Origin of the sequence: Parabacteroides faecis (assembly GCF_014647375.1) — a bacterium.
Lineage (GTDB): Bacteria > Bacteroidota > Bacteroidia > Bacteroidales > Tannerellaceae > Parabacteroides > Parabacteroides faecis.
Map to the genome: position 1 here is coordinate 293414 of NZ_BMPB01000002.1, position 22496 is coordinate 315909.

At 43.4% G+C, this 22496-nt stretch carries 17 protein-coding genes; 14 read left to right on the forward strand and 3 right to left on the reverse strand.

The features are described from left to right. Positions 1-478: 478 nt before the first annotated feature. Positions 479-868, reverse strand: coding sequence for a hypothetical protein (locus tag IEY67_RS03765; protein WP_183669847.1), 390 nt, complete (start codon positions 866-868; stop codon positions 479-481). A gap of 182 nt (positions 869-1050) precedes the next feature. Here IEY67_RS03765 and IEY67_RS03770 point away from each other — a divergent pair, with 182 nt between their 5' ends. The 11 genes from IEY67_RS03770 to dapA all read left to right on the forward strand — a co-directional run bounded on the left by IEY67_RS03770 (position 1051) and on the right by dapA (position 13382). Continuing rightward, positions 1051-2106 (forward strand): DUF362 domain-containing protein, encoded by a 1056-nt coding sequence (locus tag IEY67_RS03770; protein WP_183669849.1) that lies wholly within the window; start codon positions 1051-1053, stop codon positions 2104-2106. A gap of 107 nt (positions 2107-2213) precedes the next feature. Continuing rightward, positions 2214-3038: a 3'(2'),5'-bisphosphate nucleotidase CysQ gene (cysQ, locus tag IEY67_RS03775; protein WP_122352703.1), complete on the forward strand. Its 825-nt coding sequence runs from the start codon at positions 2214-2216 to the stop codon at positions 3036-3038. A 106-nt stretch (positions 3039-3144) separates the two neighbouring features. Continuing rightward, positions 3145-4698, forward strand: a complete 1554-nt coding sequence (locus tag IEY67_RS03780) for an SLC13 family permease (protein ID WP_122372966.1) — start codon at positions 3145-3147, stop codon at positions 4696-4698. A 24-nt stretch (positions 4699-4722) separates the two neighbouring features. After that, positions 4723-5331, forward strand: coding sequence for an adenylyl-sulfate kinase (cysC, locus tag IEY67_RS03785; RefSeq protein ID WP_122352705.1), 609 nt, complete (start codon positions 4723-4725; stop codon positions 5329-5331). Positions 5332-5357: 26 nt separating this feature from the next. Further along, positions 5358-6266 (forward strand): sulfate adenylyltransferase subunit CysD, encoded by a 909-nt coding sequence (gene cysD / locus IEY67_RS03790; RefSeq protein ID WP_122352706.1) that lies wholly within the window; start codon positions 5358-5360, stop codon positions 6264-6266. Positions 6267-6356: 90 nt separating this feature from the next. Beyond that, the gene (gene cysN / locus IEY67_RS03795) at positions 6357-7820 is read left to right on the forward strand and encodes a sulfate adenylyltransferase subunit CysN (protein ID WP_183669851.1); all 1464 of its coding nucleotides are present in this window, start codon (positions 6357-6359) and stop codon (positions 7818-7820) included. Between the two features lie 3 nt (positions 7821-7823). Next, positions 7824-8927 (forward strand): cholesterol-responsive sulfotransferase, encoded by a 1104-nt coding sequence (locus tag IEY67_RS03800; RefSeq protein WP_122372968.1) that lies wholly within the window; start codon positions 7824-7826, stop codon positions 8925-8927. A gap of 27 nt (positions 8928-8954) precedes the next feature. Next, the gene (locus tag IEY67_RS03805; protein WP_122352709.1) at positions 8955-9914 is read left to right on the forward strand and encodes a PCMD domain-containing protein; all 960 of its coding nucleotides are present in this window, start codon (positions 8955-8957) and stop codon (positions 9912-9914) included. Between the two features lie 2 nt (positions 9915-9916). After that, entirely contained in the window at positions 9917-11917 is a 2001-nt protein-coding gene (gene ligA, locus IEY67_RS03810) for an NAD-dependent DNA ligase LigA (RefSeq protein WP_183669853.1), read from the forward strand. Then, a complete protein-coding gene (locus tag IEY67_RS03815; RefSeq protein ID WP_183669855.1) occupies positions 11914-12435 on the forward strand; it encodes a DUF6913 domain-containing protein in 522 nt (173 codons plus the stop codon). Before ligA ends, IEY67_RS03815 begins: the two co-directional genes overlap by 4 nt. A 53-nt stretch (positions 12436-12488) precedes the next feature. Continuing rightward, complete coding sequence (gene dapA / locus IEY67_RS03820) at positions 12489-13382, forward strand: 4-hydroxy-tetrahydrodipicolinate synthase (RefSeq protein ID WP_122352712.1); 894 nt, start codon at positions 12489-12491, stop codon at positions 13380-13382. A gap of 137 nt (positions 13383-13519) precedes the next feature. Here dapA and IEY67_RS03825 read toward each other — a convergent pair whose 3' ends face one another. Further along, the gene (locus tag IEY67_RS03825) at positions 13520-15184 is read right to left on the reverse strand and encodes an AMP-binding protein (protein ID WP_122372971.1); all 1665 of its coding nucleotides are present in this window, start codon (positions 15182-15184) and stop codon (positions 13520-13522) included. Positions 15185-15510: 326 nt separating this feature from the next. On the opposite strand from IEY67_RS03825, the gene hypD reads away from it, so the two are divergent. Together hypD and IEY67_RS03835 are read left to right on the forward strand one after the other, a co-directional pair. Beyond that, positions 15511-17949 carry a trans-4-hydroxy-L-proline dehydratase gene (gene hypD / locus IEY67_RS03830; protein ID WP_122372972.1) on the forward strand — a complete coding sequence of 813 codons (2439 nt, stop codon included), beginning with the start codon at positions 15511-15513 and terminating at the stop codon, positions 17947-17949. Between the two features lie 83 nt (positions 17950-18032). Next, entirely contained in the window at positions 18033-18941 is a 909-nt protein-coding gene (locus IEY67_RS03835) for a glycyl-radical enzyme activating protein (RefSeq protein WP_122372973.1), read from the forward strand. A gap of 13 nt (positions 18942-18954) precedes the next feature. Here the strand turns inward: IEY67_RS03835 and IEY67_RS03840 are convergent, their stop codons facing one another. Beyond that, a complete protein-coding gene (locus IEY67_RS03840; protein WP_122372974.1) occupies positions 18955-19839 on the reverse strand; it encodes a helix-turn-helix domain-containing protein in 885 nt (294 codons plus the stop codon). Positions 19840-20108: 269 nt separating this feature from the next. Here IEY67_RS03840 and IEY67_RS03845 point away from each other — a divergent pair, with 269 nt between their 5' ends. Then, the gene (locus IEY67_RS03845; protein WP_183669857.1) at positions 20109-22493 is read left to right on the forward strand and encodes a PAS domain-containing hybrid sensor histidine kinase/response regulator; all 2385 of its coding nucleotides are present in this window, start codon (positions 20109-20111) and stop codon (positions 22491-22493) included. Positions 22494-22496 lie beyond the last annotated feature (3 nt).

Consider the following 22496-nt stretch of genomic DNA (forward strand, 5'->3'; position numbering starts at 1 on the left):
TATCCGTTTGATAGCCGGATGATGATTCTCTTGTACAAAAATAATAAAATAAAGGTATTTTGTAGTGTTGCTGTTGTGTCTTTATTTAAGTTTATCGGGTGGTAGAGATGGATTAACTGTATTGTGTATACCGGCCGCTGCTAACACTAATATTATGTTTTAGCTTTCGATCTGTGTGTATGCTTTGTATTTCAGATGAAGAAGACTGAAGGGAATTTGAATTCCTTATAAAGTTATACCGGTTATTTCATAGGGGTGAATTTATTGTTTCAATATAATGAAACAGTTGTTTCTCCTAAGTGAAACAGTTGTTTCTACCCAATGAAACACTTTCAAGGTGTAGTTTAACGATTTTAGTTGACTACTTTCTGCCTAATCAATAAAAAGGGTTGTCCCTTTTGTTGTTTATTTTTGAAAGAGGTTTACTCTCTAATTATTTGCCGGCAAAAATAATCAAGAGTATATCTATTATCTTGCGTTAGGATTCCATATGTACTTTATTAACATCATATTTAAAAGGCATTTTTAACGCCACTAGCACTAAGACTGTTCCGATGATAAGCATCGCAATACTTTCCGTTATGTAAGACGGACTATTGAATATACCATACAAAGCCATAAAAATAGTAATCACGGAACTTAATCCCAGAGGTACGGATAGGATGATAGCCAGGCTTTTCTTTTTCCAGAAAAATTGTCCGATAAGGCAAATAAATAAAGGAAGTACCCAGCATACGAGCAAAATATCCCATATATCCATTGATTGCGAATTGATGACGCCTCTTGTACTTCCAATAAGCAATGATCCGGTTGAAACTATAAAAATAATTTCTTGCCAAAACTTAAATACCGATTTTAATGATTTCATTTCTTATATGTTTAAAGTTAATAATTACTTTCTTGATGTATTAAACGTTGGTTTATAGATGTTTATTGTGTTATTCGAAGAATTAGAGTAAAACAGTGATTTGGGTAAAAATATATGTAATATAGGTACAAGTTAAAAGTAGGAATACAGATACATTTGCATTAAAATAAAATGTATTACTTATGAGTGGAAAAAGAAAGATGTCGTCATTTACGCGGCGTGGATTTATTAAGGCTTCGGTAGCAGCCGGAGGCGTTTTGTTAACATCGAATCTGGTCCCGTTATCAGCCTGTTCGGCAAATGGCAGGTCAGGTGAAGAGACGGGAGAAGAAGGACACACAAATAACCCGTCCGGAGAAGTAGCAACAGTTTATATGTTGCGTGAAATTTCTCCCAGGAGCCTGGTGCGTATTTATGAGGCTCTCGGACGTTCGGTTACAGGAAAAGTAGCGGTGAAACTAAGCACAGGAGAGCCTGGTGGAAATAATTACCTGAAACCGGAGCTTATTGGCGACCTGGTACGGAAAGTAAACGGTACCATTGTCGAATGTAATACCGCTTACGGCGGCGGACGATCTGATACGGAAAGTCATTTGAAAGCGGCTGCGGACCATGGGTTTACCTCTATCGCGAAAGTGGATATCATGGATGAGGAAGGAGAGATTAGTTTGCCGGTAAAAGGTGGGACGCATCTGAAAGAAGACTTTGTCGGTTCACATTATGCAAACTACGATTTCACGGTTGTTCTTTCTCATTTCAAAGGGCATGCGATGGGAGGTTTCGGTGGTGCTATAAAGAATATATCTATCGGTATTGCTTCTTCTTCCGGTAAAGCCTGGATACATTCTGCCGGTACGACCCGGAATGCCTCGGAGATGTGGGGAAATCTTCCCGAACAGGATTTCTTTCTGGAATCGATGGCTGAAGCTGCCAAAGCTGTTGTCGACCATTGCGGCGATAAAATACTTTATATCAGCGTGATGAATAAGTTGTCGGTAGATTGCGATTGTGATTCCCACCCGGCTGATCCGCAAATGGCAGATGTTGGCATTCTGGCTTCTCTTGACCCGGTCGCATTGGATAAAGCCTGTGTGGATATGGTATATAACTCGCCGGACGAAGGACGCAAGCACTTGATCGAACGGATGGAGTCGCGACACGGCATCCATACCCTTGAGCATGCAGAGGCAATAGGTGTCGGTAGCCAGAAATACAATTTGGTCCTACTGGATGCCTGAGAATACGTGAATAGTTTGTAGCGTTTGAAATAAAATAGCTTTCATAGATGGTTTTGTTCGGAAAAAACATTATATTTGTATTATTACAAACTTAATAGATATGAGTGATGATGAACTATTCGAACAATCTTTACATTGCTGTCCGGGCAGCGATAGACGCCGGGAAAGCTATCATGGATATTTATACAGATCCTGCATCTGATTTTGAAATTGAACGCAAAGCCGATAATTCTCCCTTGACGAAAGCCGACAAAGCTGCTCATAAACTGATCATGAACGTTCTTTCCGTAACTCCATATCCGATATTGAGTGAAGAAGGAAAGGATATTCCTTATGCCGAACGTTCTTCGTGGGAAACATTCTGGCTGGTGGATCCGCTGGACGGAACCAAGGAATTTATCAAAAAGAACGGTGAGTTTACTGTGAATATCGCTTTGATCCAAAAGGGTGTACCCGTTCTGGGGGTTATTTACGTTCCGGTACGGAAAGAGTTGTATTTCTCGGCGGATTCTTTGGGCGCATATAAGCTGGTGGCGGATTGCGATCATCAGCCTTCTATGGATGAGATCATGCAAAACGCAAACCGTCTACCCGTTTCTATGGCACATCAGGGAATTGTCGTTGTTGCCTCCCGTTCACACCAGAGTCCGGAGACAACGGATTTTATTGAGAACCTGCGGAAACAAGGCCAGCCTGTTACGCTTATCAGTAGTGGCAGTAGCTTGAAAATCTGCCTGGTAGCAGAAGGTAGTGCCGATATTTATCCACGTTTTGCGCCGACGATGGAGTGGGATACGGCTGCCGGTCACGCCATTGCAAGAGGAGCCGGATGCGATGTCTTTCATATTGATGGGCGAACTCCGTTGAAATACAACAAAGAGGATTTGCATAACCCCTGGTTCATTGTAAAACCCCTTTCTTCCATTTGCTGATTATTTTGGTCAATAAGTCTAAAATAGATCTTTTACGTACGAATAACGTTAATTTTCTTATTACATTTGCACCTTATCTGAGAAAATTAGACAGATTAGGTACATAATGAACTTCGAGATATTATTTGTATTGCTGGCCCTGGCCGGAATGGTTGCGGCATTAGTATGGGACAGGATGCGACCGGGAATGATACTACTTTCCGTTGTAGTATTATTTCTGGTTGCCGGTATATTAACCCCTAAAGAAATGCTGGAAGGGTTCAGTAATAAAGGGATGATAACTGTTGCCATGCTCTTTTTGGTGAGTGAAGGTGTCCGTCAGAGCGGTGCTTTAGGGCAATTGATCAAGAAACTCCTTCCGGAAGGTAAAACAACTGTTTTGAAAGCACAGGTTCGCATGTTACCTTCTATTGCATTTGTCTCCGCATTCCTTAATAATACTCCTGTAGTTGTGATTTTTGCCCCGATCATTAAACGTTGGGCTGAATCTGTAAAACTTCCTGCTACTAAGTTCCTTATTCCGTTATCTTATGTGACTATATTAGGCGGTATCTGTACATTGATCGGTACATCGACCAACCTGGTAGTACATGGTATGGTAATGGATGCTGGTTATGAGGGTTTTACAATGTTTGAACTCGGAAAGGTAGGCGTTTTTATTGCTATAGCCGGTATTTTATATCTCTTTGCTTTCTCTAACAAGTTATTGCCTGATTCCCGCCAGGACAACCATCTGGAAGAAGATGAAGAAGGTGGACCGGGAAATCTGCACCGCGTAGAAGCTGTGTTGGGAGCCCGTTTTCCCGGTATTAATAAAACATTGGGGGAGTTTAATTTCACCCGTCATTACGGTGCGATTGTGAAGGAGGTGAAAAGCGGGGGAGAACGTTTCACTCACGATCTCGATAAAGTTACTTTGCATGAGGGAGATACGTTGGTTCTCTGGGCTGACGATACGTTCATTCCGACCTGGGGAGAATCGAGTGTCTTCCTGATGTTGGCAAACGGTAGTGAGAATACGGAACCGGTGTCGAAAAAGAAGCGTTGGCTGGCTTTAGGTCTGCTGATCTTTATGATCGTCGGTGCAACGGTCGGTGAGTTACCGGCAGTGAAAGAGGCTATTCCGAATATGAGGCTGGATATGTTTTTCTTCGTTTGTATCACGACGATCATTATGGCCTGGACAAAGATATTTCCACCTAAAAAATATACGAAATATATTTCATGGGATATCCTGATTACGATCGCCTGTGCTTTTGCGATCAGTAAAGCGATGGAGAATTCCGGCTTTGCGTCGTTGGTTGCCAGCTATATTATCAGCATGGCGGATAACTTCGGACCGTATGCCTTACTTGCCATTATTTTTATTATTACGAATATATTCACGGAACTGATTACAAACAATGCGGCGGCGGCTTTGAGTTTTCCGATCGCGTTGTCTGTCGCTACCCAGTTGGGAGTCAATCCGACACCTTTCTTTGTAGTGATTTGTATGGCTGCATCCGCCAGCTTCAGTTCTCCGATCGGTTATCAGACCAATCTGATCGTGCAGGGTATCGGTAGTTATAAGTTCACCGACTTTGTCCGTATCGGATTGCCGTTGAACCTGATCACATTCCTGATCTCTGTGTTTGTGATACCAATGATCTGGAAATTCTAGTAAAAGGGGGAAATAAAAAACAAAATGAGTAATACACAATCAAATAACATTTATCCGATCTTCGACCGGATGATGGGGCGGGAGGATAAAGAATCTCTATTAAGACAACGTAGTGTGATGGTTTGGTTTACCGGGCTCAGCGGTTCGGGTAAAAGTACGATAGCCATTGCGTTGGAGCGTGAGTTGCATCAGCGTGGTTTGTTATGCCGTATCCTGGATGGCGATAATATCCGTAGCGGGATCAATAACAATTTAGGGTTCTCGCCGGAAGACCGTGTCGAGAATATCCGTCGTATAGCGGAGGTAAGTAAACTGTTTATCGATACCGGTGTTATAACCATAGCGGCTTTTATCAGTCCGAACAACGATTTGAGGGAGATGGCTTCGTCTATCATAGGAAAAGAAAATTTCCTGGAAATCTATGTGAACACACCGATCGAAGAATGTGAACGTCGCGATGTGAAAGGATTATATGCAAAAGCCCGTAGAGGGGAAATCAAAGATTTTACAGGTGTTTCGGCTCCGTTCGAAGCACCGGAACATCCGGCATTATCGTTGGACACATCTGTGTTGAGTCTGGAAGAGTCGGTAAATAAATTATTAGGGTTGATATTACCTAAAGTAAAAGTATAGAAATAATAATAATAACAAATATAACTATGTCAGATTACAAATTAAGCCATTTACAGGAGCTGGAAGCAGAATCCATCCATATCATACGGGAGGTTGCTGCTGAATTTGAGAATCCTGTGATGCTTTATTCTATCGGTAAAGATTCGTCTGTGATGGTCCGGTTGGCTGAGAAAGCCTTTGCTCCGGGGAAAGTGCCGTTTCCTTTGATGCATATCGACTCCAAATGGAAGTTCAAGGAGATGGTACAGTTTCGCGATGAGTATGCGAAAAAGTTCGGTTGGAACCTGATCGTCGAGTCGAATATGGAGGCCTTTCACGCTGGTGTCGGGCCTTTTACGCATGGTAGTAAAGTGCATACCGACCTGATGAAAACGCAGGCTTTACTGCATGCCCTCGATAAATATAAGTTTGATGCCGCTTTCGGTGGTGCCCGTCGTGACGAGGAAAAGAGCCGTGCGAAAGAGCGTATCTATTCCTTCCGTGACAAGTTTCATCAGTGGGACCCGAAGAATCAGCGTCCGGAATTATGGGATATTTATAACGCCCGTGTCCATAAAGGTGAAAGTATCCGCGTATTTCCGTTATCCAATTGGACGGAACTGGATATCTGGCAATATATCCGTCTGGAAAATATACCTATCGTTCCGTTGTATTATGCCAAAGAACGTCCTATCGTCGAGCTTGACGGCAACCTGATCATGGCTGATGACGACCGTCTGCCGGAACAGTATCGCGATCAGATTAAGATGCGTATGGTTCGTTTCCGTACACTTGGTTGCTGGCCGTTGACAGGGGCAGTGGAAAGTGAGGCCGATACGATTGAAAAGATCGTGGAAGAGATGATGACAACCACCAAGAGCGAACGTACGACCCGTGTGATCGACTTCGACCAGGATGCCAGCATGGAACAAAAGAAAAGAGAAGGATATTTTTAATTAGTTAACAGTTGACAATTGACAGATGACAGTTTTAAGAGCTGTTTTTATCTGTCAACTGTCAACTGTCAATTGTCAACTCATAAAACTATGGCAACATTAAATATAAAAGAATTCCTGGACAGGGACGAGCAGAAGGATTTGCTTCGTTTCCTTACAGCAGGTTCGGTGGACGACGGTAAATCGACTTTGATCGGACGTCTGTTGTTTGACAGTAAAAAAATATACGAGGATCAGTTGGATGCACTCGAACGCGACAGTAAGCGTATGGGAAATGCCGGCGATCATATTGACTATGCTCTATTGCTGGACGGCCTGAAAGCAGAGCGTGAGCAGGGGATTACGATCGATGTAGCTTACCGTTATTTCAGTACGAATAACCGTAAGTTCATCATTGCTGATACTCCGGGGCATGAACAATATACCCGCAACATGATAACCGGCGGTTCGACAGCCAACCTGGCTATTATTCTGGTCGATGCCCGTACCGGTGTGATCACACAGACACGTCGCCATACTTATCTGGTGTCTTTGCTGGGTATCAAGCATGTTGTATTGGCTGTGAATAAAATGGACCTGGTCGATTTTGACAAACAGATATTCGATCAGATCGTATCTGACTATAAAGAGTTCGTGGCTCCGCTGAATATCCCGGATATTACTTGTATTCCACTTTCTGCCCTGGACGGTGATAACGTAGTGGATAAGAGCGACCGTACTCCTTGGTATGACGGTCCTTCTTTACTGGATTTTCTGGAAACAGTGCCTATCGACCAGGATCGCAATTTCGAGGATTTCCGCTATCCGGTACAGTATGTATTGCGTCCGAACCTGGATTTCCGTGGGTTCTGCGGAAAAGTATCCAGCGGTATCATCCGTAAAGGAGATACGGTTATGGCTTTGCCTTCACGCAAAACATCGAAGGTAAAAAGTATCGTGACGTATGATGGCGAACTGGATTATGCTTTCCCGCCCCAATGCGTTACCATTACGTTGGAAGATGAAATAGACGTGTCGCGTGGCGAAATGCTGGTACATCCGGATAATTTGCCGATGGGAGACCGTAACTTCGAAGCCATGCTCGTATGGATGGATGAAGAAGCGATGGACATGTCCAAACAGTTCTATATCAAACACACGACGAATCTGACACGTGCTCGTGTAGATAGTATCCGTTATAAGGTGAATGTCAATACAATGGAACAGTTGTCCGTTGATAATGGACAGTTGACTATTGAGAGTTTGCCTATGAAACTGAACGAGATCGCCCGTGTCGTTTTCACTACCGGTAAAGAGTTGTTCTTCGATCCTTATCAGAAGAATAAGCAGACAGGAGCATTTATCCTGATCGATCCGATAACCAATAACACGTCGGCTGTCGGAATGATCATCGACCGGGTGGATGCCAAAGACATGGTTACGGAAGATGCTTTGGCTGTATTGAATCTGCCGGAATTGGGTATAGGTGAAGAGCATTACGATGCCATTCGTACGATATGTGAAGAATTAGGACGCCAGGGCGTTCCTGTTAAATGTATAACTGAAAAGAAATAACTTATGGGGTTGCTGGAATTTGATAAATTGCCAATCAATACGCTGGTTGGTGCGGACTGGAAGACATTCAAGGCTGTGACAGCCGATAAAACGATCGATAAAGGTTTTCGCAACAAGTATTATCTGACAAAATCGGTATGCCGTCTGCTTAGTTTACTGCAACCTTTCGAAGATGCCCGTTATCGCAAGATCGCGGACAAACCGCTGGAAATGGACCCGGTATTTATTCTGGGCCATTGGCGAAGTGGTACGACATTTGTACACAATGTGTTTTCGTGTGACAAGCATTTCGGCTACAATACGACTTATCAGACGGTATTTCCGAATCTGATGCTTTGGGGGCAGCCTTTCTTTAAGAAGAATATGTCATTCCTGATGCCCGACAAACGTCCTACCGACAATATGGAGTTGAAGGTCGACCTTCCGCAGGAAGAAGAGTTTGCACTGGCAAATATGATGCCGTACACTTATTATAATTTCTGGTTTTTCCCGAAGCATATGCTGGAGTATTGCGACCGGTATCTTTTGTTTGACAATGTTACAGCGCATGAACTGGAAATCTTTAAGGAAACATTCCTGAAGCTTGTCAAGATATCGCTCTGGAATACGCATGGTTCTCAGTTTCTGAGTAAGAACCCGCCACATACCGGACGCGTAAAGACATTGCTGGAGATGTTTCCAAATGCTAAATTTATTTATTTGAAGCGTAATCCTTATACCGTATTTGAAAGTACACGCAGTTTCTTTACAAATACAATACAGCCGCTTCGTTTGCAGGATATCACTAATGAACAGATTGAAAGCAATCTTATTGAAGTATACCGCCGCTTGTTTTACAAATTTGAAGAACAGAAAGGGCTGATCCCTGAAGGAAATCTGGTGGAAGTTAAGTTCGAGGATTTCGAACAGGATGCTTATGCCATGACCGAAGATATTTACCGTAAATTAAACCTGCCGGGTTTTGAAGCGTCAAAAGACGAGATCGGAAAATATCTGGGTAAGAAGAAGGGATATAAAAAGAACCAGTACAAATACGATGACCGTACGGTGAAGATCGTGGAAGAGAACTGGGGAATGGCTCTGAAAGAGTGGGGATATTCTTTATAATATTCTTTCAACTTTTAAGCAAAGCTTATGAATTCTATAAAGAATATATTATTATTTTTGTTTGCGGGCAGTCAGCTATCCACGATGACCGGACAGGAAAAGGTTGTTCCTTTTGCGTTTGGAGATATGGATCAATGGGTTGTCCGTGAGATTCAGGAATCGGGGATCATCGGTGGAAACAAAAAGTATCTTTATGAACTGGGACCGACCGATACGATTGTCGGTAATATCGCTTATCATAACCGGGGAGGTTCACCGTGGGCGAACTCCAATGTGATGGCGAAAGTGGCCGGGGTTGTAAAGACGAATACCTCTGTTTTCCCTGAAAGAAGAGATGATGGCTGGTGTGCCCGATTGGAAACCCGTATGGAAAGTGTGAAGGTGCTCGGTCTGGTCGATATCGAGGTGGTTGCAGCCGGTTCTGTTTTTCTGGGTGCAGTGCATGAACCGATCAAAGGAACGAAGAATCCGCAGAGTATGCTGGGAAGTGGCGTTCCTTTTACAAAAAAACCGAAAGCAATCCGTTTTGATTATAAGATCAAGGCGGCACCTGAAAAAGATCGTATCCGTAGTACGGGATTCAGCCGTAAGTCGAAAGTGGCGGGGCAGGATTCTATCGCTGCCATCTTGTTTTTGCAGAAACGTTGGGAGGATAAGGAAGGAAATGTATATGCCAAACGTGTCGGAACCATGGTGCAGCGTTATGTATCGTCGACAGACGGTTGGGTGAACGATGCTACTTATCCGATCATGTATGGAGATATTTCTTCCCATTCCGATTACAAACCGTACATGCGCATACAGGTTGAAGAACGTTATACGATGAACAGCCAGGGAAAGAGTGTCCCTATCCAGGAGATCGGCTGGGCGGAAGAAAATGAAGAACCGACGCATATGGTTCTGCAGTTCACTTCCAGTCATGGAGGGGCCTATATCGGTTCTCCCGGAAATACGTTCTGGATTGATAATGTAAAACTGGTATATTAAATATGGAAGTAGAGGCAAAGATTAAAGCACTTCGTGATGAGCTGGAGCAACATAATTACAATTATTATGTGCTTTCCGCACCGACTATATCAGACCGTGAGTTTGATGAGAAGATGAAAGAGTTACAGGCATTGGAGGAAGCTCATCCTGAATTTGCCGATCCGCATTCACCTACGCAACGGGTGGGAAGCGACCTGTCGCAGGAGTTTGAACAGGTTGTTCATCAGTATCCGATGCTTTCTTTAGGGAATACCTATTCCGAAGAAGAGATACGTGATTTCTATGAGCGGACGGAACGTGCTTTGAACGAGCCTTTTGAGATTGTTGCCGAACTGAAATATGACGGAACTTCCATCTCGTTGATCTATGAGAACGGACGTCTGGTGCGTGCCGTTACCCGTGGTGACGGAACCCGTGGAGATGATGTGACGGCGAACGTAAAGACAATCCGTTCTGTCCCTTTAAAATTGCGCGGAGAGAATTACCCTGCTAATTTTGAGATTCGTGGTGAGATATTACTTCCGTGGGCGGAATTCGACCGTCTGAACAAAGAACGCGAAGAACAGGAAGAACCGCTTTTTGCCAATCCCCGTAATGCCGCGTCAGGAACATTGAAACAGCAGAATCCGGCTATTGTGGCTTCACGTAAGCTGGATGCTTATTTCTATTATTTGCTGGGGGAAAACCTTCCCGCCGAAGGCCATTATGAAAACTTACAGATGGCCCGTACCTGGGGATTCAAAATACCTGATGTTATCCGTAAGTGCAATAGCTTGCAGGATATTTTCGACTACATTGCTTATTGGGATGTGGAACGGAAAAACCTGCCGGTAGCAACAGACGGTATCGTTCTGAAAGTAAATTCGCTTCGCCAGCAGAAGAATCTGGGATTCACAGCTAAAAGTCCTCGTTGGGCGATCGCTTATAAATTTCAGGCAGAACGGGCGGTAACCCGTCTGAACTCTGTATCTTTCCAGGTAGGACGAACGGGAGCGGTTACTCCGGTAGCCAACCTGGAGCCTGTATTGCTTGCCGGAACGACCGTGAAACGTGCCTCTTTGCATAATGCGGATATCATAGAAGGTCTGGATTTGCATCTGGGAGATAATGTATATGTAGAGAAGGGAGGAGAGATCATCCCCAAGATCGTGGGTGTCGATGTCGATTCCCGTTCGATGTTGTTGGGGGCGAAGGTCACTTTCATCAAGACTTGTCCGGAATGCGGTACACCTTTGTACCGTCCCGAAGGAGAGGTGGCTCACTACTGTCCGAATGAATCCGGTTGCCCTCCCCAGATAAAAGGTCGTATCGAACATTTCGTTACCCGACGGGCAATGAATATAAACATGGGACCCGAGACCGTGGAGGATCTGTATGATGCAGGCTTGGTCAAAAACGTGGCAGACTTGTATACATTGCAGATGACAGACTTGTTGCGTTTGGAACGTTGGGCGGAGAAAAGTGCCCGTAATCTGATGACCAGCCTGGAGGAATCCAAGCAGGTTCCGTTTGAACGGGTATTGTTCGGATTAGGTATCCGTTATGTAGGTGAGACGGTAGCGAAACGTTTGGCTTCTGCATTTCATTCGATGCAGCAATTACAGGAAGCATCGTTGGAGACATTGACGGAAGTGGATGAGATCGGCGAACGTATCGCACGCAGTGTAGTGGATTATTTTGCCGACGAGGATAATCGCATATTGGTTGCCCGTCTGCAGGTTTCCGGATTACAGATGGCGGTGGCGGAAGAAGTACTGGCAAATCGTTCTGACAAGTTGAAAGGTTTGACGATCGTGATCAGCGGAACTTTCTCACAACATTCGCGTGATGAATATAAAGCGATGATTGAACAGCATGGCGGCAAGAACAGCGGTTCTGTTTCCGGCAAAACGGATTATATCCTTGCCGGAGAAAATATGGGTCCGGCAAAACTGGAAAAAGCAGCCAAGCTGGGAGTAAAGATTATCAATGAGAATGAATTCTTAAATATGTTGGCAGAATGAGACTGACGAACCATTTCATCCGTAAAAAAGTAAAAGGACTGGCAGAGCAGGCCGGAAAGCGTCAGAGTCATTTCTGCACTTTGAAGGATGCAGGCCATATCCTGGTATTGTTCAATGTCGAGGATAAGGATATTGTCGAGCCTTGCCTGGAAACATTACGCTCGCAGCAGAAGAATACGAAAGCTTGTGTCTATGTTTCCGGCGATACGGTTCCTGAAATGGATCCGTCCTATATGGTCATCCATGCAAAAACAGATCTGGATATGTGGTATATGCCTGTGGATGAAATAGAGAAGAAGTTCTGTTCATGTGATGCGGATATACTTATCGACCTTACACGAGGGGATAATTATGCCATGCAGTATTTGTTGCTGAAGCATCCCGGGACTTTCAAAGTCGGGGCAAGGAGCAGTGAACTTGATTTATACGATCTTACTATTTCAGTGACAGAAAACGCTGATATAAAGCATATATTCGGACATATATTATTTTATTTGCAAACAATCCGCTCCAAATGATATAATTTCGTTATTTTTGCAGTGCTAAATAACAAAAAAGGAATATTTTCCCCATGGCAGACATAAATTTGAAAGGAATGGGTGTGGCTTTGATCACTCCCTTTAAAGAAGACGAAAGTGTGGATTATGATGCGTTAGGCAAACTGGTTGATTACCAGGTGCAGAACGGAACCGATTATCTGGTAGTGTTAGGAACTACAGCGGAAACTCCAACCCTCACTGAAGAAGAAAAAAAGAAAATTATCAGCCTTGTCGTAACGAAAGTGAATGGTCGTATACCTATTGTTTTAGGTCTCGGCGGTAACTGTACCCGTACGATTGTTGAGAAATTAAAGAATGATAACTTCGATGGTATCGACGCGATCCTGTCTGTCGTGCCTTATTATAATAAACCTTCACAGGAAGGGATTTATCAGCATTACAAAGCTATTGCCGAAGCAACAAAACTTCCGATCGTGTTATATAATGTACCGGGAAGAACAGGTGTGAATATGACTGCTGCCACGACGCTCCGCATTGCACGTGAGTTCAAGAATGTGATTGCTGTGAAAGAGGCTTCCGGAAATATCACACAGATGGATGATATTATCAAAAATAAACCAGCTAATTTCAATGTTATTTCGGGTGACGATGGTATCACATTCCCGTTGATCACGTTAGGTGCTATCGGTGTCATCTCTGTTATCGGTAATGCTTTCCCGCGTGAATTCAGCCGCATGGTGCGTTTGGCGTTGGCCGGAGATTATGATCATGCCCGGACTATACATCATCGCTTCACCGAGTTATTCGAACTGCTGTTTGTAGATGGTAATCCTGCCGGAGCTAAAAGTATGTTGAATGCAATGGGCTTTATTGAAAACAAATTGCGTTTGCCGCTGGTTCCGACACGTATTACGACCTTTGAAAAGATTCGGGACGTATTACGCGAATTAAGCATTAAATGCTGATAAGTCGAATTGCTGATTATTTTCAGAAAATAGTCTTAAGATTGAAAAAAGTAATCTGTTGATAAATAAAGGAAAAGCGGTGGCTCCGGTAAATAAATCCGGTGTCACCGCTTTTTCATTGATCACCTTTGGAATAATTAATTTTCTTCCGCTGGCTGATACAGATATCGTTTTATACTGCGTTTCGGTGTCTTTTCAAATTCTTCCTGATATAACTTGAAACAGGAGACTTTGCTGTACGAAGGCATTTCTGCATTCAGTTGGTCTACATTCTGCTGCATCAGTTTTTCTATTTCAGAATGCTGGATACCTGCCTTATCGACCTGTTCCCAGTCCGGATAGATCAAAGCAACCAGTTTACCCCCCTGAGAGATGATCAGTGATTCAGCTACATATAACATATTATTCAACCGGTCTTCAATCTCTTCCGGATAAATGTTCTGTCCGCTCGGACCCAGTATCATTGTTTTACTGCGTCCGCGAATGTACAGAAAGCCATCGGAGTCGATCGTTCCGAGGTCGCCGGTCCGCATCCATCCGTCGGGCATCATAACGGCTTTGGTTGCTTCCGGATTCTTATAATATCCCAACATCACATTCATGCCACGAACCAAGATTTCACCAACTTCATTAGTAGGATTGGCAGAGTCGATACGTGCTTCCATCCGGTCGACAATCCGGCCGACGGAGCCTTTCTTGAAAGTATCCCATTGCTCGTAAGCAACCAACGGACCGCATTCCGTCATACCATAACCTACCGTATATCGGAACTTGATCGAACGCAGGAACTCTTCCACCTCTTTATTCAAAGCTGCACCGCCAATAACCACTTCGCCGAATTTACCGCCGAACGAATCGTTCAGTTTCTTTGCAATCGTGTCGAGAACTTTCTGATCGAGATAAGGGACTTTAAGCAACAGCTTGATAAGAGGCTTTTCCAGTTCAGGGAATATCTTATTCTTAACGATTTTCTCAATAATAAGAGGTACGGCAAGTATCAATGCCGGCTTTACGCGGGCAAAAGCTTCGGCAATGATTTTCGGACTGGGCGTACGTGTCAGGAAATGTACATGACAACCTTTATTTACACAATTCAGTATCTCGAAAGCCAGTCCGTACATATGCGCCATTGGTAGCATGCAGACAACGCTATCTCCCGGATGAATGAACGGCAGGTTATCGTAAGCAAATTGTGTATTGCTCCATAAACTACGATAAGGGATCATAACACCTTTGGAGAAACTTGTTGTTCCCGATGTATAATTCAGAACAGCCAGTTCTTCCGGTTGTTCAGCATGATATTTTACATCTGAGGAGGTGAATGAGCGGGGATATTTCTTTCCGAAATATTCATTGATCCTGTCACGGACCATCCGTACATCCTTGTTCTTACTTTTGATGATGGAAAAATTATCCAGCATCATGAACAGTTTGACGTCGGGCATCATCTGTTCGTTCATGTTCTCCCAGTTGTTGGCACCGGCCAAAACAGCTTTGGCTCCCGAATGGTTGACGATATGATGGATGTTGTCCGGCTTGAACTCGTGCAGGATGGGAACGGCTACGGCTCCATACGCCAGGATTCCGAAAAAACAGATTGCCCAGTTGGACGAGTTACGCCCGACCAAAGCGACTTTGTCTCCTTTCTTGATCCCTGCATGTTCGAGTATTATATGAAATTTTTCTATACGACGGGCCACATCTTTATAATGGTATGTATGTCCATTATAATCAGAGAAAGCGGGGAGGTCCCAATGTTCCTTGATGCTGTTCTCGATAAGTCCTAAGAAACGATTTTCCATGAAGATATGTTTATTGAATAACCATGAAAACAAATTGATTGTTGCAAATATACTAAAAATACGGATGCAATAATTTTGTTTATTCCTTAAAAGTATTTATGTTTGCGATGTCAGTGTAACACTATGTAAATAATATGGTTATAAAAGGTTACAGAAAACTTTTCAATTGTTTGATGTTCTATCTTTAAACAATTTTCTCTCTCCCGGGTATTGCCGCCTGTGGTGCGGTAAATTCTTTTGTTATTCTTAATTATTTCTTTAAAAATACTGTGTGTCTCTGTGCGTAGTAGTGTATAGTGTATGCACGAATAAATAAACCATTCAAAATGAGTACGACAACAGCTCAGCGTGTACCTAAGAGTGCCTCTAATTTTGCTCCTGCAGTGGAAGCAAATGCTTATGGTATGAACGACCGTATCAAACGGTTACGCCGGCTTTCTTTCGAAGCCGAACCTTCTTTATCCATTGAACGGGCACTGATCGAGACCCGTTTCTATAAAGAAAACTATGGCAAATATCCTATCCCGATACTGCGGGCGTTGAACTTTCTGGAAATATGCAGGCATAAGACTATTTATATCGGTAAGGACGAACTGATCGTGGGTGAACGTGGTCCGGCACCGAAAGCTGTTCCTACTTTTCCGGAGCTGACCTGCCATAGCGTAGAGGATCTGCATGTGTTGAATACCCGTGATTTGCAACGTTATACGATCAGCCAGGAAGATATCGATACATATGAACGTGAAGTCATTCCCTATTGGAAAGGCCGTACACAACGGGAACGTATTTTCAGCCATGTTCCGAAAGAATGGAAAGAAGCCTATGAGGTCGGCATGTTCACTGAGTTTATGGAACAGCGTGCTCCGGGACATACGGCACTCGACGGTAAAGTATATCAATATGGTTTGCTTGACCTGAAGGAACGGATAGCCGGAGAATTGGCTGATCTGGATTTCATGAACGACCCGGAAGCGACAGATAAACAGGAAGAACTGACAGCGATGTCTATTTCCTGTGATGCCGCTATCTTATTTGCCGAACGTCATGCCGACCTGGCTGATGAGATGGCAATGACGGAGAAAGATCCGGTACGGGCAGCTGAATTGCGTAAGATTGCAGATGTCTGTCGTTGGGTTCCGGCACATGCTCCGCGTACTTATTGGGAAGCTATACAGATGTATTGGTTTGTCCATCTCGGAACCATAACCGAACTAAACGGGTGGGATGCCATGAATCCGGGGCATTTCGATCAGCATCTGACACCTTTCTATGAGAAGGAAATAACAGCCGGGACACTTACCCGTGCCGAAGCCAAAGAGTTGATGTCGTGTTTCTTTATCAAGGTAAACAACCATACGGCTCCCCCGAAAGTCGGTATAACTGCTAAGGAAAGCGGAACGTACAATGATTTCACCAACCTGAATATCGGAGGCGTGAAAGCCGATGGTAGCGACGGAGTAAGCGAAGTATCCTATATCATGCTGGAAACGATCGAAGAACTGCATATCCTGCAACCGGGTAGTGCTATTCATATCAGCTCCCGTACGCCGGAACGTTTTCTGCGTGCCGGATGTAAAGTGATCCGTCAGGGGCATGGTTATCCTTCCGTATTTAATCCGGATGTGTATATCCAGGAATTGATGCGGCAGGGAAAGTCGTTGCAGGATGCCCGGGAAGGAGGTTGCAGTGGTTGTATTGAAGTGGGTGCTTTCGGTAAAGAGGCCTATGTATTGACTGGATATCTGAATGTGCCGAAGATACTGGAAGTAACACTTCATAATGGCGTTGATCCGGTTTCGGGTCGTAAAGTAGGACTGGAAACCGGTGATCCGCGCAATTTCGCAGATTATGATGATCTGTATGCTGCCTTTATGAAACAGCTTCGGTACTTTGTGGATATGAAGATGCGTGTCAGTAATTATATCGACCGTATGTTTGCCAAATATGCTCCGGCAACCTTCCTCTCTCTGTTTATTGACGATTGCATTGCCAAGGGACGTGATTACTATAATTGTGGTCCGCGTTACAATACTACTTATATACAATGTACCGGTTTGGGAACGATTACCGACAGTCTTTCTTCTTTAAAGAAACATGTGTTCGAAGATAAGCGTTTCTCTATGGACGAGATGCTGAAAGCGATGGCTAACAATTTTGCCGGTGCGGAAGTGATGCGTCAAACGATTTTGAATCGTACGCCTTTCTTTGGTAACGATGATGATTATGCCGACTCTATTGCTATTAAAGTTTTTAATGACCTGTATGATACTATTGAAGGAAAACCGAATACGAAGGGGGAATGTTTCCATCTGAATATGCTGTCGACCACTTGTCATGTTTATTTCGGAAAAGTAATGGGAGCGACTCCTAACGGACGTTTGGCGGAGAAAGCGATCTCCGACGGGACATCTCCCTCTCATGGTGCCGATACGCACGGACCGTCTGCCGTTGTCAAATCATTAGGAAAACTGGACCAGGTAAAGAGTGGCGGAACTCTCCTGAATCAGCGTTTCCTCCCGAGCCTCTTGAAACGGGAGGAGGATATTTCCAAACTGGCATCCTTGATTCGCAGTTATTTTGCTTTGGGAGGACATCATATCCAGTTCAATATCGTGGATACGGAAACGTTATATGCTGCCCAGAAATGTCCGGAAGATTATCGAGACTTGTTGGTGCGTGTGGCCGGTTATAGCGATTATTTTAATGATATGAATGCAGACCTGCAGGCAGATGTGATTGCCCGTACGGAGCAGGATAACTTTTAATTAGTTGATAGTTGACAAGTGACAGTTGACAGGTAAAACACCTTAAAGCTGTCAATTGTCAACTGTCAATTGTCAACTGAAAAATGGGATTGATATTCGACATAAAGCGTTATGCAATAAATGACGGGCCGGGCATCCGAACAACTATTTTTATGAAAGGATGCCCGCTTTCCTGTGTGTGGTGCCATAACCCGGAGGGATTATCCTGCCGGAAACAGAAACTGTATACAAAGAAGAAATGTATAGGATGCAACACTTGCGTGAAAGCTTGTCCGCAAAAGGCATTGACATGGACTTCTGAAGGAATCGTGACCGATCGGTCTCTTTGTGACCTGTGCGGTACTTGTGCGGAAGTCTGTCCGGCGATGGCAATGGAGATATCCGGAACAGAATATTCCATCGATTACCTGATGAAAGAGATCGGGAAGGAAACGGTTTTCATGGATCGGTCGGAGGGAGGTGTTACTTTCTGTGGTGGGGAACCGTTATTACATCCGGAGATGCTGCTGGAATTGCTCAGGCGTTGCGGAGAGTTGGGTATTCACCGTGCCGTCGATACGACATTGTTTGCCCGACCGGAAATAGTCAGGGAGGTAATGGAGCATTCCGAACTATTTCTGGTAGATCTCAAACAAATGGATACGGTTAAACATAAGCTTTATTGTGGTGTCCCTAATGAATTGATTCTTTCTAACTTACGCCTGATAGCAGAAGCCGGTTATAAGTTCCATATCCGTATCCCACTGATCGAAGGTATCAATGCCGATGAAGAGAATATGGTACAAGCGGCCGCTTTTCTCTCTTCCTTACCCTGGGAACACCGTACAGTAAATTTATTGTTATACCATGATATCGGAAAAAATAAACATGATAAATTAGGTACGACATACAATCCGAACCGGTATCCGATGGCGACACCTTCAGAAGAAACTGTACAGCGATGTACAGATATATTTAATCGTTATGGAATAGATGTTATAGTAGGCGGATAGCCAGTAAACGTATTTATTTACTGGGATCTTTCTGATAATATGAATAAGTATATGTTTTTCCTCTGTATTCCTGAGGAGTCATTCCTACATGTTGCCGGAAGAATCGGTTAAAGAAAGACAGATTGTTGAAACCAAGTCCCATGGCTATTTTCTTGATTTCCAGGTTTGTCCCTTTCAGTTGGGCTTTGGCATCCATGATAATTATTTGAGTAATGACTTCAAGAGGTGTTTGTCCGATCGCCTTTTTGATCGATGTGGAGAAATAAGGAGGTGTCAGTCCAAGTTGGTCTGCATAGAATGTGACGTTATGCTCCGTCGTATAATGTTTTAGGACCAGATTCATGAAATCCTGGTATATTTCGGTGTACCGGGTCAATTCTCTTTTTTCCAGGAGTTGATTACTATTATATAATTCAACAATACCCTGGCTGCACATTGTAAAAATGGCTTTTATCATCTCTTTGTTGTTCAGAATATTGGGGTATATGGCGTACTGGAACAAGAGATCGTAGAAAGTAGCAAAAAGACAAGACATCTCCTGGGAAATGGGGATAACCGGATTCTTATAGATAACCGATAGGCAGTTCATCGTACTTCTCACAAAGTTAACGTATCCCATAAAATCAGAGGAAAAAGCCACAAAATAGATTAATATCTCTTCTGACATTTCGTGGATCTGTAAATAAGAATTGGGAATCAATGTCGTAACATGATGACGTGTCGATGTATATTCGGATTGGTTTATAGTAGTGCGTATATATCCTTCCATGCAGAGGATAAAGACCCCTGCTTTAATTTTGTAAGGCGCATTCATATATTGTTTGAGTTCATCGGAGGATACATATTTGCCGACAATGAAATCGGTTGGCGAATCGATGCTGATAATTTGTTTATCCATTTCTGTCGATTAGTTTTTGCATCAAATATAAATATTATTTGAAAAACAAATGTTATGAGAGAAAGAATAGAACATATAAAAGAAAAAATGGATTTGTTAGTTGCTACCAATAATTGTTACTTTGTAAAAAGTATCGATTCATCTTCACAAAACTTATATGACAGACGAATATAAGCGGCAACTACCGGACGCCAAAGTCAATTATTAAGGTTCCGGTATGAAAAGAGATGTAACGTAATAAAGAATAATCATTGAGAGATAGAAGTATCATGGAAGAACAGTTTTTGCAACCGGAGGTAGATGGAGATTATAATTTGTTGATGTGTACGATGGGAGTAAGTGTCAGCAAACATTTGGTGGATGAACATTTTACGGTCTTATGGGCCAATGACTTCTATTATGATTTGATTGGATATCCGAAAGAAGAATATGAAGCAACATTCCACAACCAATGCGATTTGTTTTTTGCAAGGAATAAAGCCGGATGGGATACCATTGTGGAGGCTGTGACAAATGCATTGGAAACCGGCAAGAGCAGATATGATGTATTTGTCCAGATGGAACGTAAAGATGGTTCCCTGATCTGGACGAAAATAACAGCCTCTTTTACGGAAGAGGTTTATAACGGCCACCCTATAGCATACACAGTTATCACAAATGTGGATGATATGATTCAGAAACGTATCGAACAAACGATTGCTTATGAGAATATCCCCGGATTTATCGCTAAATACAAAATACGGAAGGATGGAAGTCTGGGATTGTTGGATGCGAATGATAAGTTTTTGAGTTTCTTCGGTATCAAAAAAGAGAATATAAGCACTTTTCCTACTTTTTCTCATTTGACGGAAAAAAGCAGGATAGTTCTGGATGAGCATATTCCTTTGATGCAAAAAGGAGAGCCGGTTCATTTTGTTATCTGTTCGAGAAATAAGAACGGAAGCTATTCCTGGTTTCAGTTGAATGGCGAATGTATCGGCTGTGTGAACGGAGAATCCATCTATATTATCGTTTACATCGATATTACGGACATTACGGAACAACGCGAGTTACAAAAGAAGTTGGAGGAACAGTCTCAACTTCTGAAGGATGCACTCGATTTCGCAGAAAAGGCCAATCAGGCGAAATCTGATTTTCTTGCCCGGATGAGTCATGACATCCGTACGCCGATGAATGCGATCGTGGGTATGACGGCTATTGCAGGAGCACATGTAGATGACCACGAACGCGTACATGATTGCCTGAAAAAGATAACGAGCGCGTCAAACCTGTTGCTTAGCCTGATAAATGAAATTCTGGATATGTCGAAGATAGAGAGCGGACGTTTGAAACTATCGGAGGATGAGTTTAATATCGGTGAACTTCTGCAGGATCTGATCGTTATGATGCAATCGGAGATTAAGAACAAGCAGCACAAACTGGATATCCATGTCAGCGGATTACATCATGAAAACGTAGTAGGAGATATTCAAAGAATAAAACAGGTGTTGATGAACATTATATCCAATGCGATCAAATATACACCGGATAATGGGCAGATCCTGATTAGCATTGAAGAAAAGGCTCCCCATGATGGAATTGCCAACTATGAGTTCATCTTTGAAGACAATGGGAGAGGAATGAAACCTGATTTTCTGGATAAGATATTTCAGCCATTTGAACGAGCCGACGATCATGGTATCAGCAGTATTCAGGGAACAGGGCTTGGTATGGCTATCAGTCACAGTATTATTCGGATGATGGGAGGTGATATCCAGGTGGAGAGCGAATATGGAAAAGGCACCCGTTTTACTATCCACATGCCATTGAAATACCATGAGAAAGCCTTTGATGAGAAGATAGAACGACCGGAACTGTCTGTGCTTGTTGTCGACGATGATAAAACGGCTTGTCTGAGTACCTGTAATTGTCTGTCGGAAATCGGGCTGGAGAGCGATTGGGTTTGTTCCGGTAGTGAAGCGGTGGCTGCAACCAGGAAACGTCATAAAGAAAAGGAGGATTATTTTGCCGTTATCATGGATTTGAAAATGCCGGGAATGAGCGGTATCGAGACTACCCGGCAGATAAGATCGGCAGTCGGACCGGACGTCCCGATCATCATTCTGTCGGCCTATGATATAGATGAATATGAGACGGATGCCCGGAAGGCAGGTGCTAATGGATTTGTCGCTAAGCCTCTTTTCAAATCAAAATTACTTCAGATATTGAGGAGATTTCTTGAAAAGGGTGAAGTACGTCAGGTAATTGAACCTGTTAAGTTTTCAGAGGTCGATCATTCAGGGAAACATCTTTTGCTGGTGGAAGATAATGACCTGAACCGTGAGATAGCTGAGGAAATCATCGGCAGCACAGGTGTACTGGTTGAAACGGCGGTGAACGGACAGGATGCAGTCGATAAAGTGATGCAATCGGCTGAAGGTTATTATCAGATGATCCTGATGGATATCCAAATGCCCGTTATGGACGGTTATGAGGCGACCCGCCAAATACGACAACTTCCGCGTACGGATGTTGTAAATATACCGATCATTGCTATGACGGCCAACGCCTTTTCCGAAGATGTGGCGAACGCCCTCAATGCCGGCATGAACCATCATCTGGCGAAGCCGATCGATATTAAAGCGTTGATGGGTGTTTTATCCACGTATCTGTAAGAG

Bases quoted from the DNA above. Each gene is read 5' to 3' on its own strand.
- dapA (WP_122352712.1), top strand. From the start codon at position 12,489: ATGGCAGACATAAATTTGAAAGGAATGGGTGTGGCTTTGATCACTCCC.
- cysD (WP_122352706.1), top strand. From the start codon at position 5,358: ATGTCAGATTACAAATTAAGCCATTTACAGGAGCTGGAAGCAGAATCC.
- IEY67_RS03840 (WP_122372974.1), bottom strand. From the start codon at position 19,839: ATGGATAAACAAATTATCAGCATCGATTCGCCAACCGATTTCATTGTC.
- IEY67_RS03835 (WP_122372973.1), top strand. From the start codon at position 18,033: ATGGGATTGATATTCGACATAAAGCGTTATGCAATAAATGACGGGCCG.
- IEY67_RS03800 (WP_122372968.1), top strand. From the start codon at position 7,824: ATGGGGTTGCTGGAATTTGATAAATTGCCAATCAATACGCTGGTTGGT.
- IEY67_RS03765 (WP_183669847.1), bottom strand. From the start codon at position 868: ATGAAATCATTAAAATCGGTATTTAAGTTTTGGCAAGAAATTATTTTT.
- ligA (WP_183669853.1), top strand. From the start codon at position 9,917: ATGGAAGTAGAGGCAAAGATTAAAGCACTTCGTGATGAGCTGGAGCAA.
- IEY67_RS03845 (WP_183669857.1), top strand. From the start codon at position 20,109: ATGGAAGAACAGTTTTTGCAACCGGAGGTAGATGGAGATTATAATTTG.
- IEY67_RS03780 (WP_122372966.1), top strand. From the start codon at position 3,145: ATGAACTTCGAGATATTATTTGTATTGCTGGCCCTGGCCGGAATGGTT.
- cysN (WP_183669851.1), top strand. From the start codon at position 6,357: ATGGCAACATTAAATATAAAAGAATTCCTGGACAGGGACGAGCAGAAG.
- IEY67_RS03825 (WP_122372971.1), bottom strand. From the start codon at position 15,184: ATGGAAAATCGTTTCTTAGGACTTATCGAGAACAGCATCAAGGAACAT.
- IEY67_RS03805 (WP_122352709.1), top strand. From the start codon at position 8,955: ATGAATTCTATAAAGAATATATTATTATTTTTGTTTGCGGGCAGTCAG.
- IEY67_RS03815 (WP_183669855.1), top strand. From the start codon at position 11,914: ATGAGACTGACGAACCATTTCATCCGTAAAAAAGTAAAAGGACTGGCA.
- hypD (WP_122372972.1), top strand. From the start codon at position 15,511: ATGAGTACGACAACAGCTCAGCGTGTACCTAAGAGTGCCTCTAATTTT.
- cysC (WP_122352705.1), top strand. From the start codon at position 4,723: ATGAGTAATACACAATCAAATAACATTTATCCGATCTTCGACCGGATG.
- IEY67_RS03770 (WP_183669849.1), top strand. From the start codon at position 1,051: ATGAGTGGAAAAAGAAAGATGTCGTCATTTACGCGGCGTGGATTTATT.
- cysQ (WP_122352703.1), top strand. From the start codon at position 2,214: ATGATGAACTATTCGAACAATCTTTACATTGCTGTCCGGGCAGCGATA.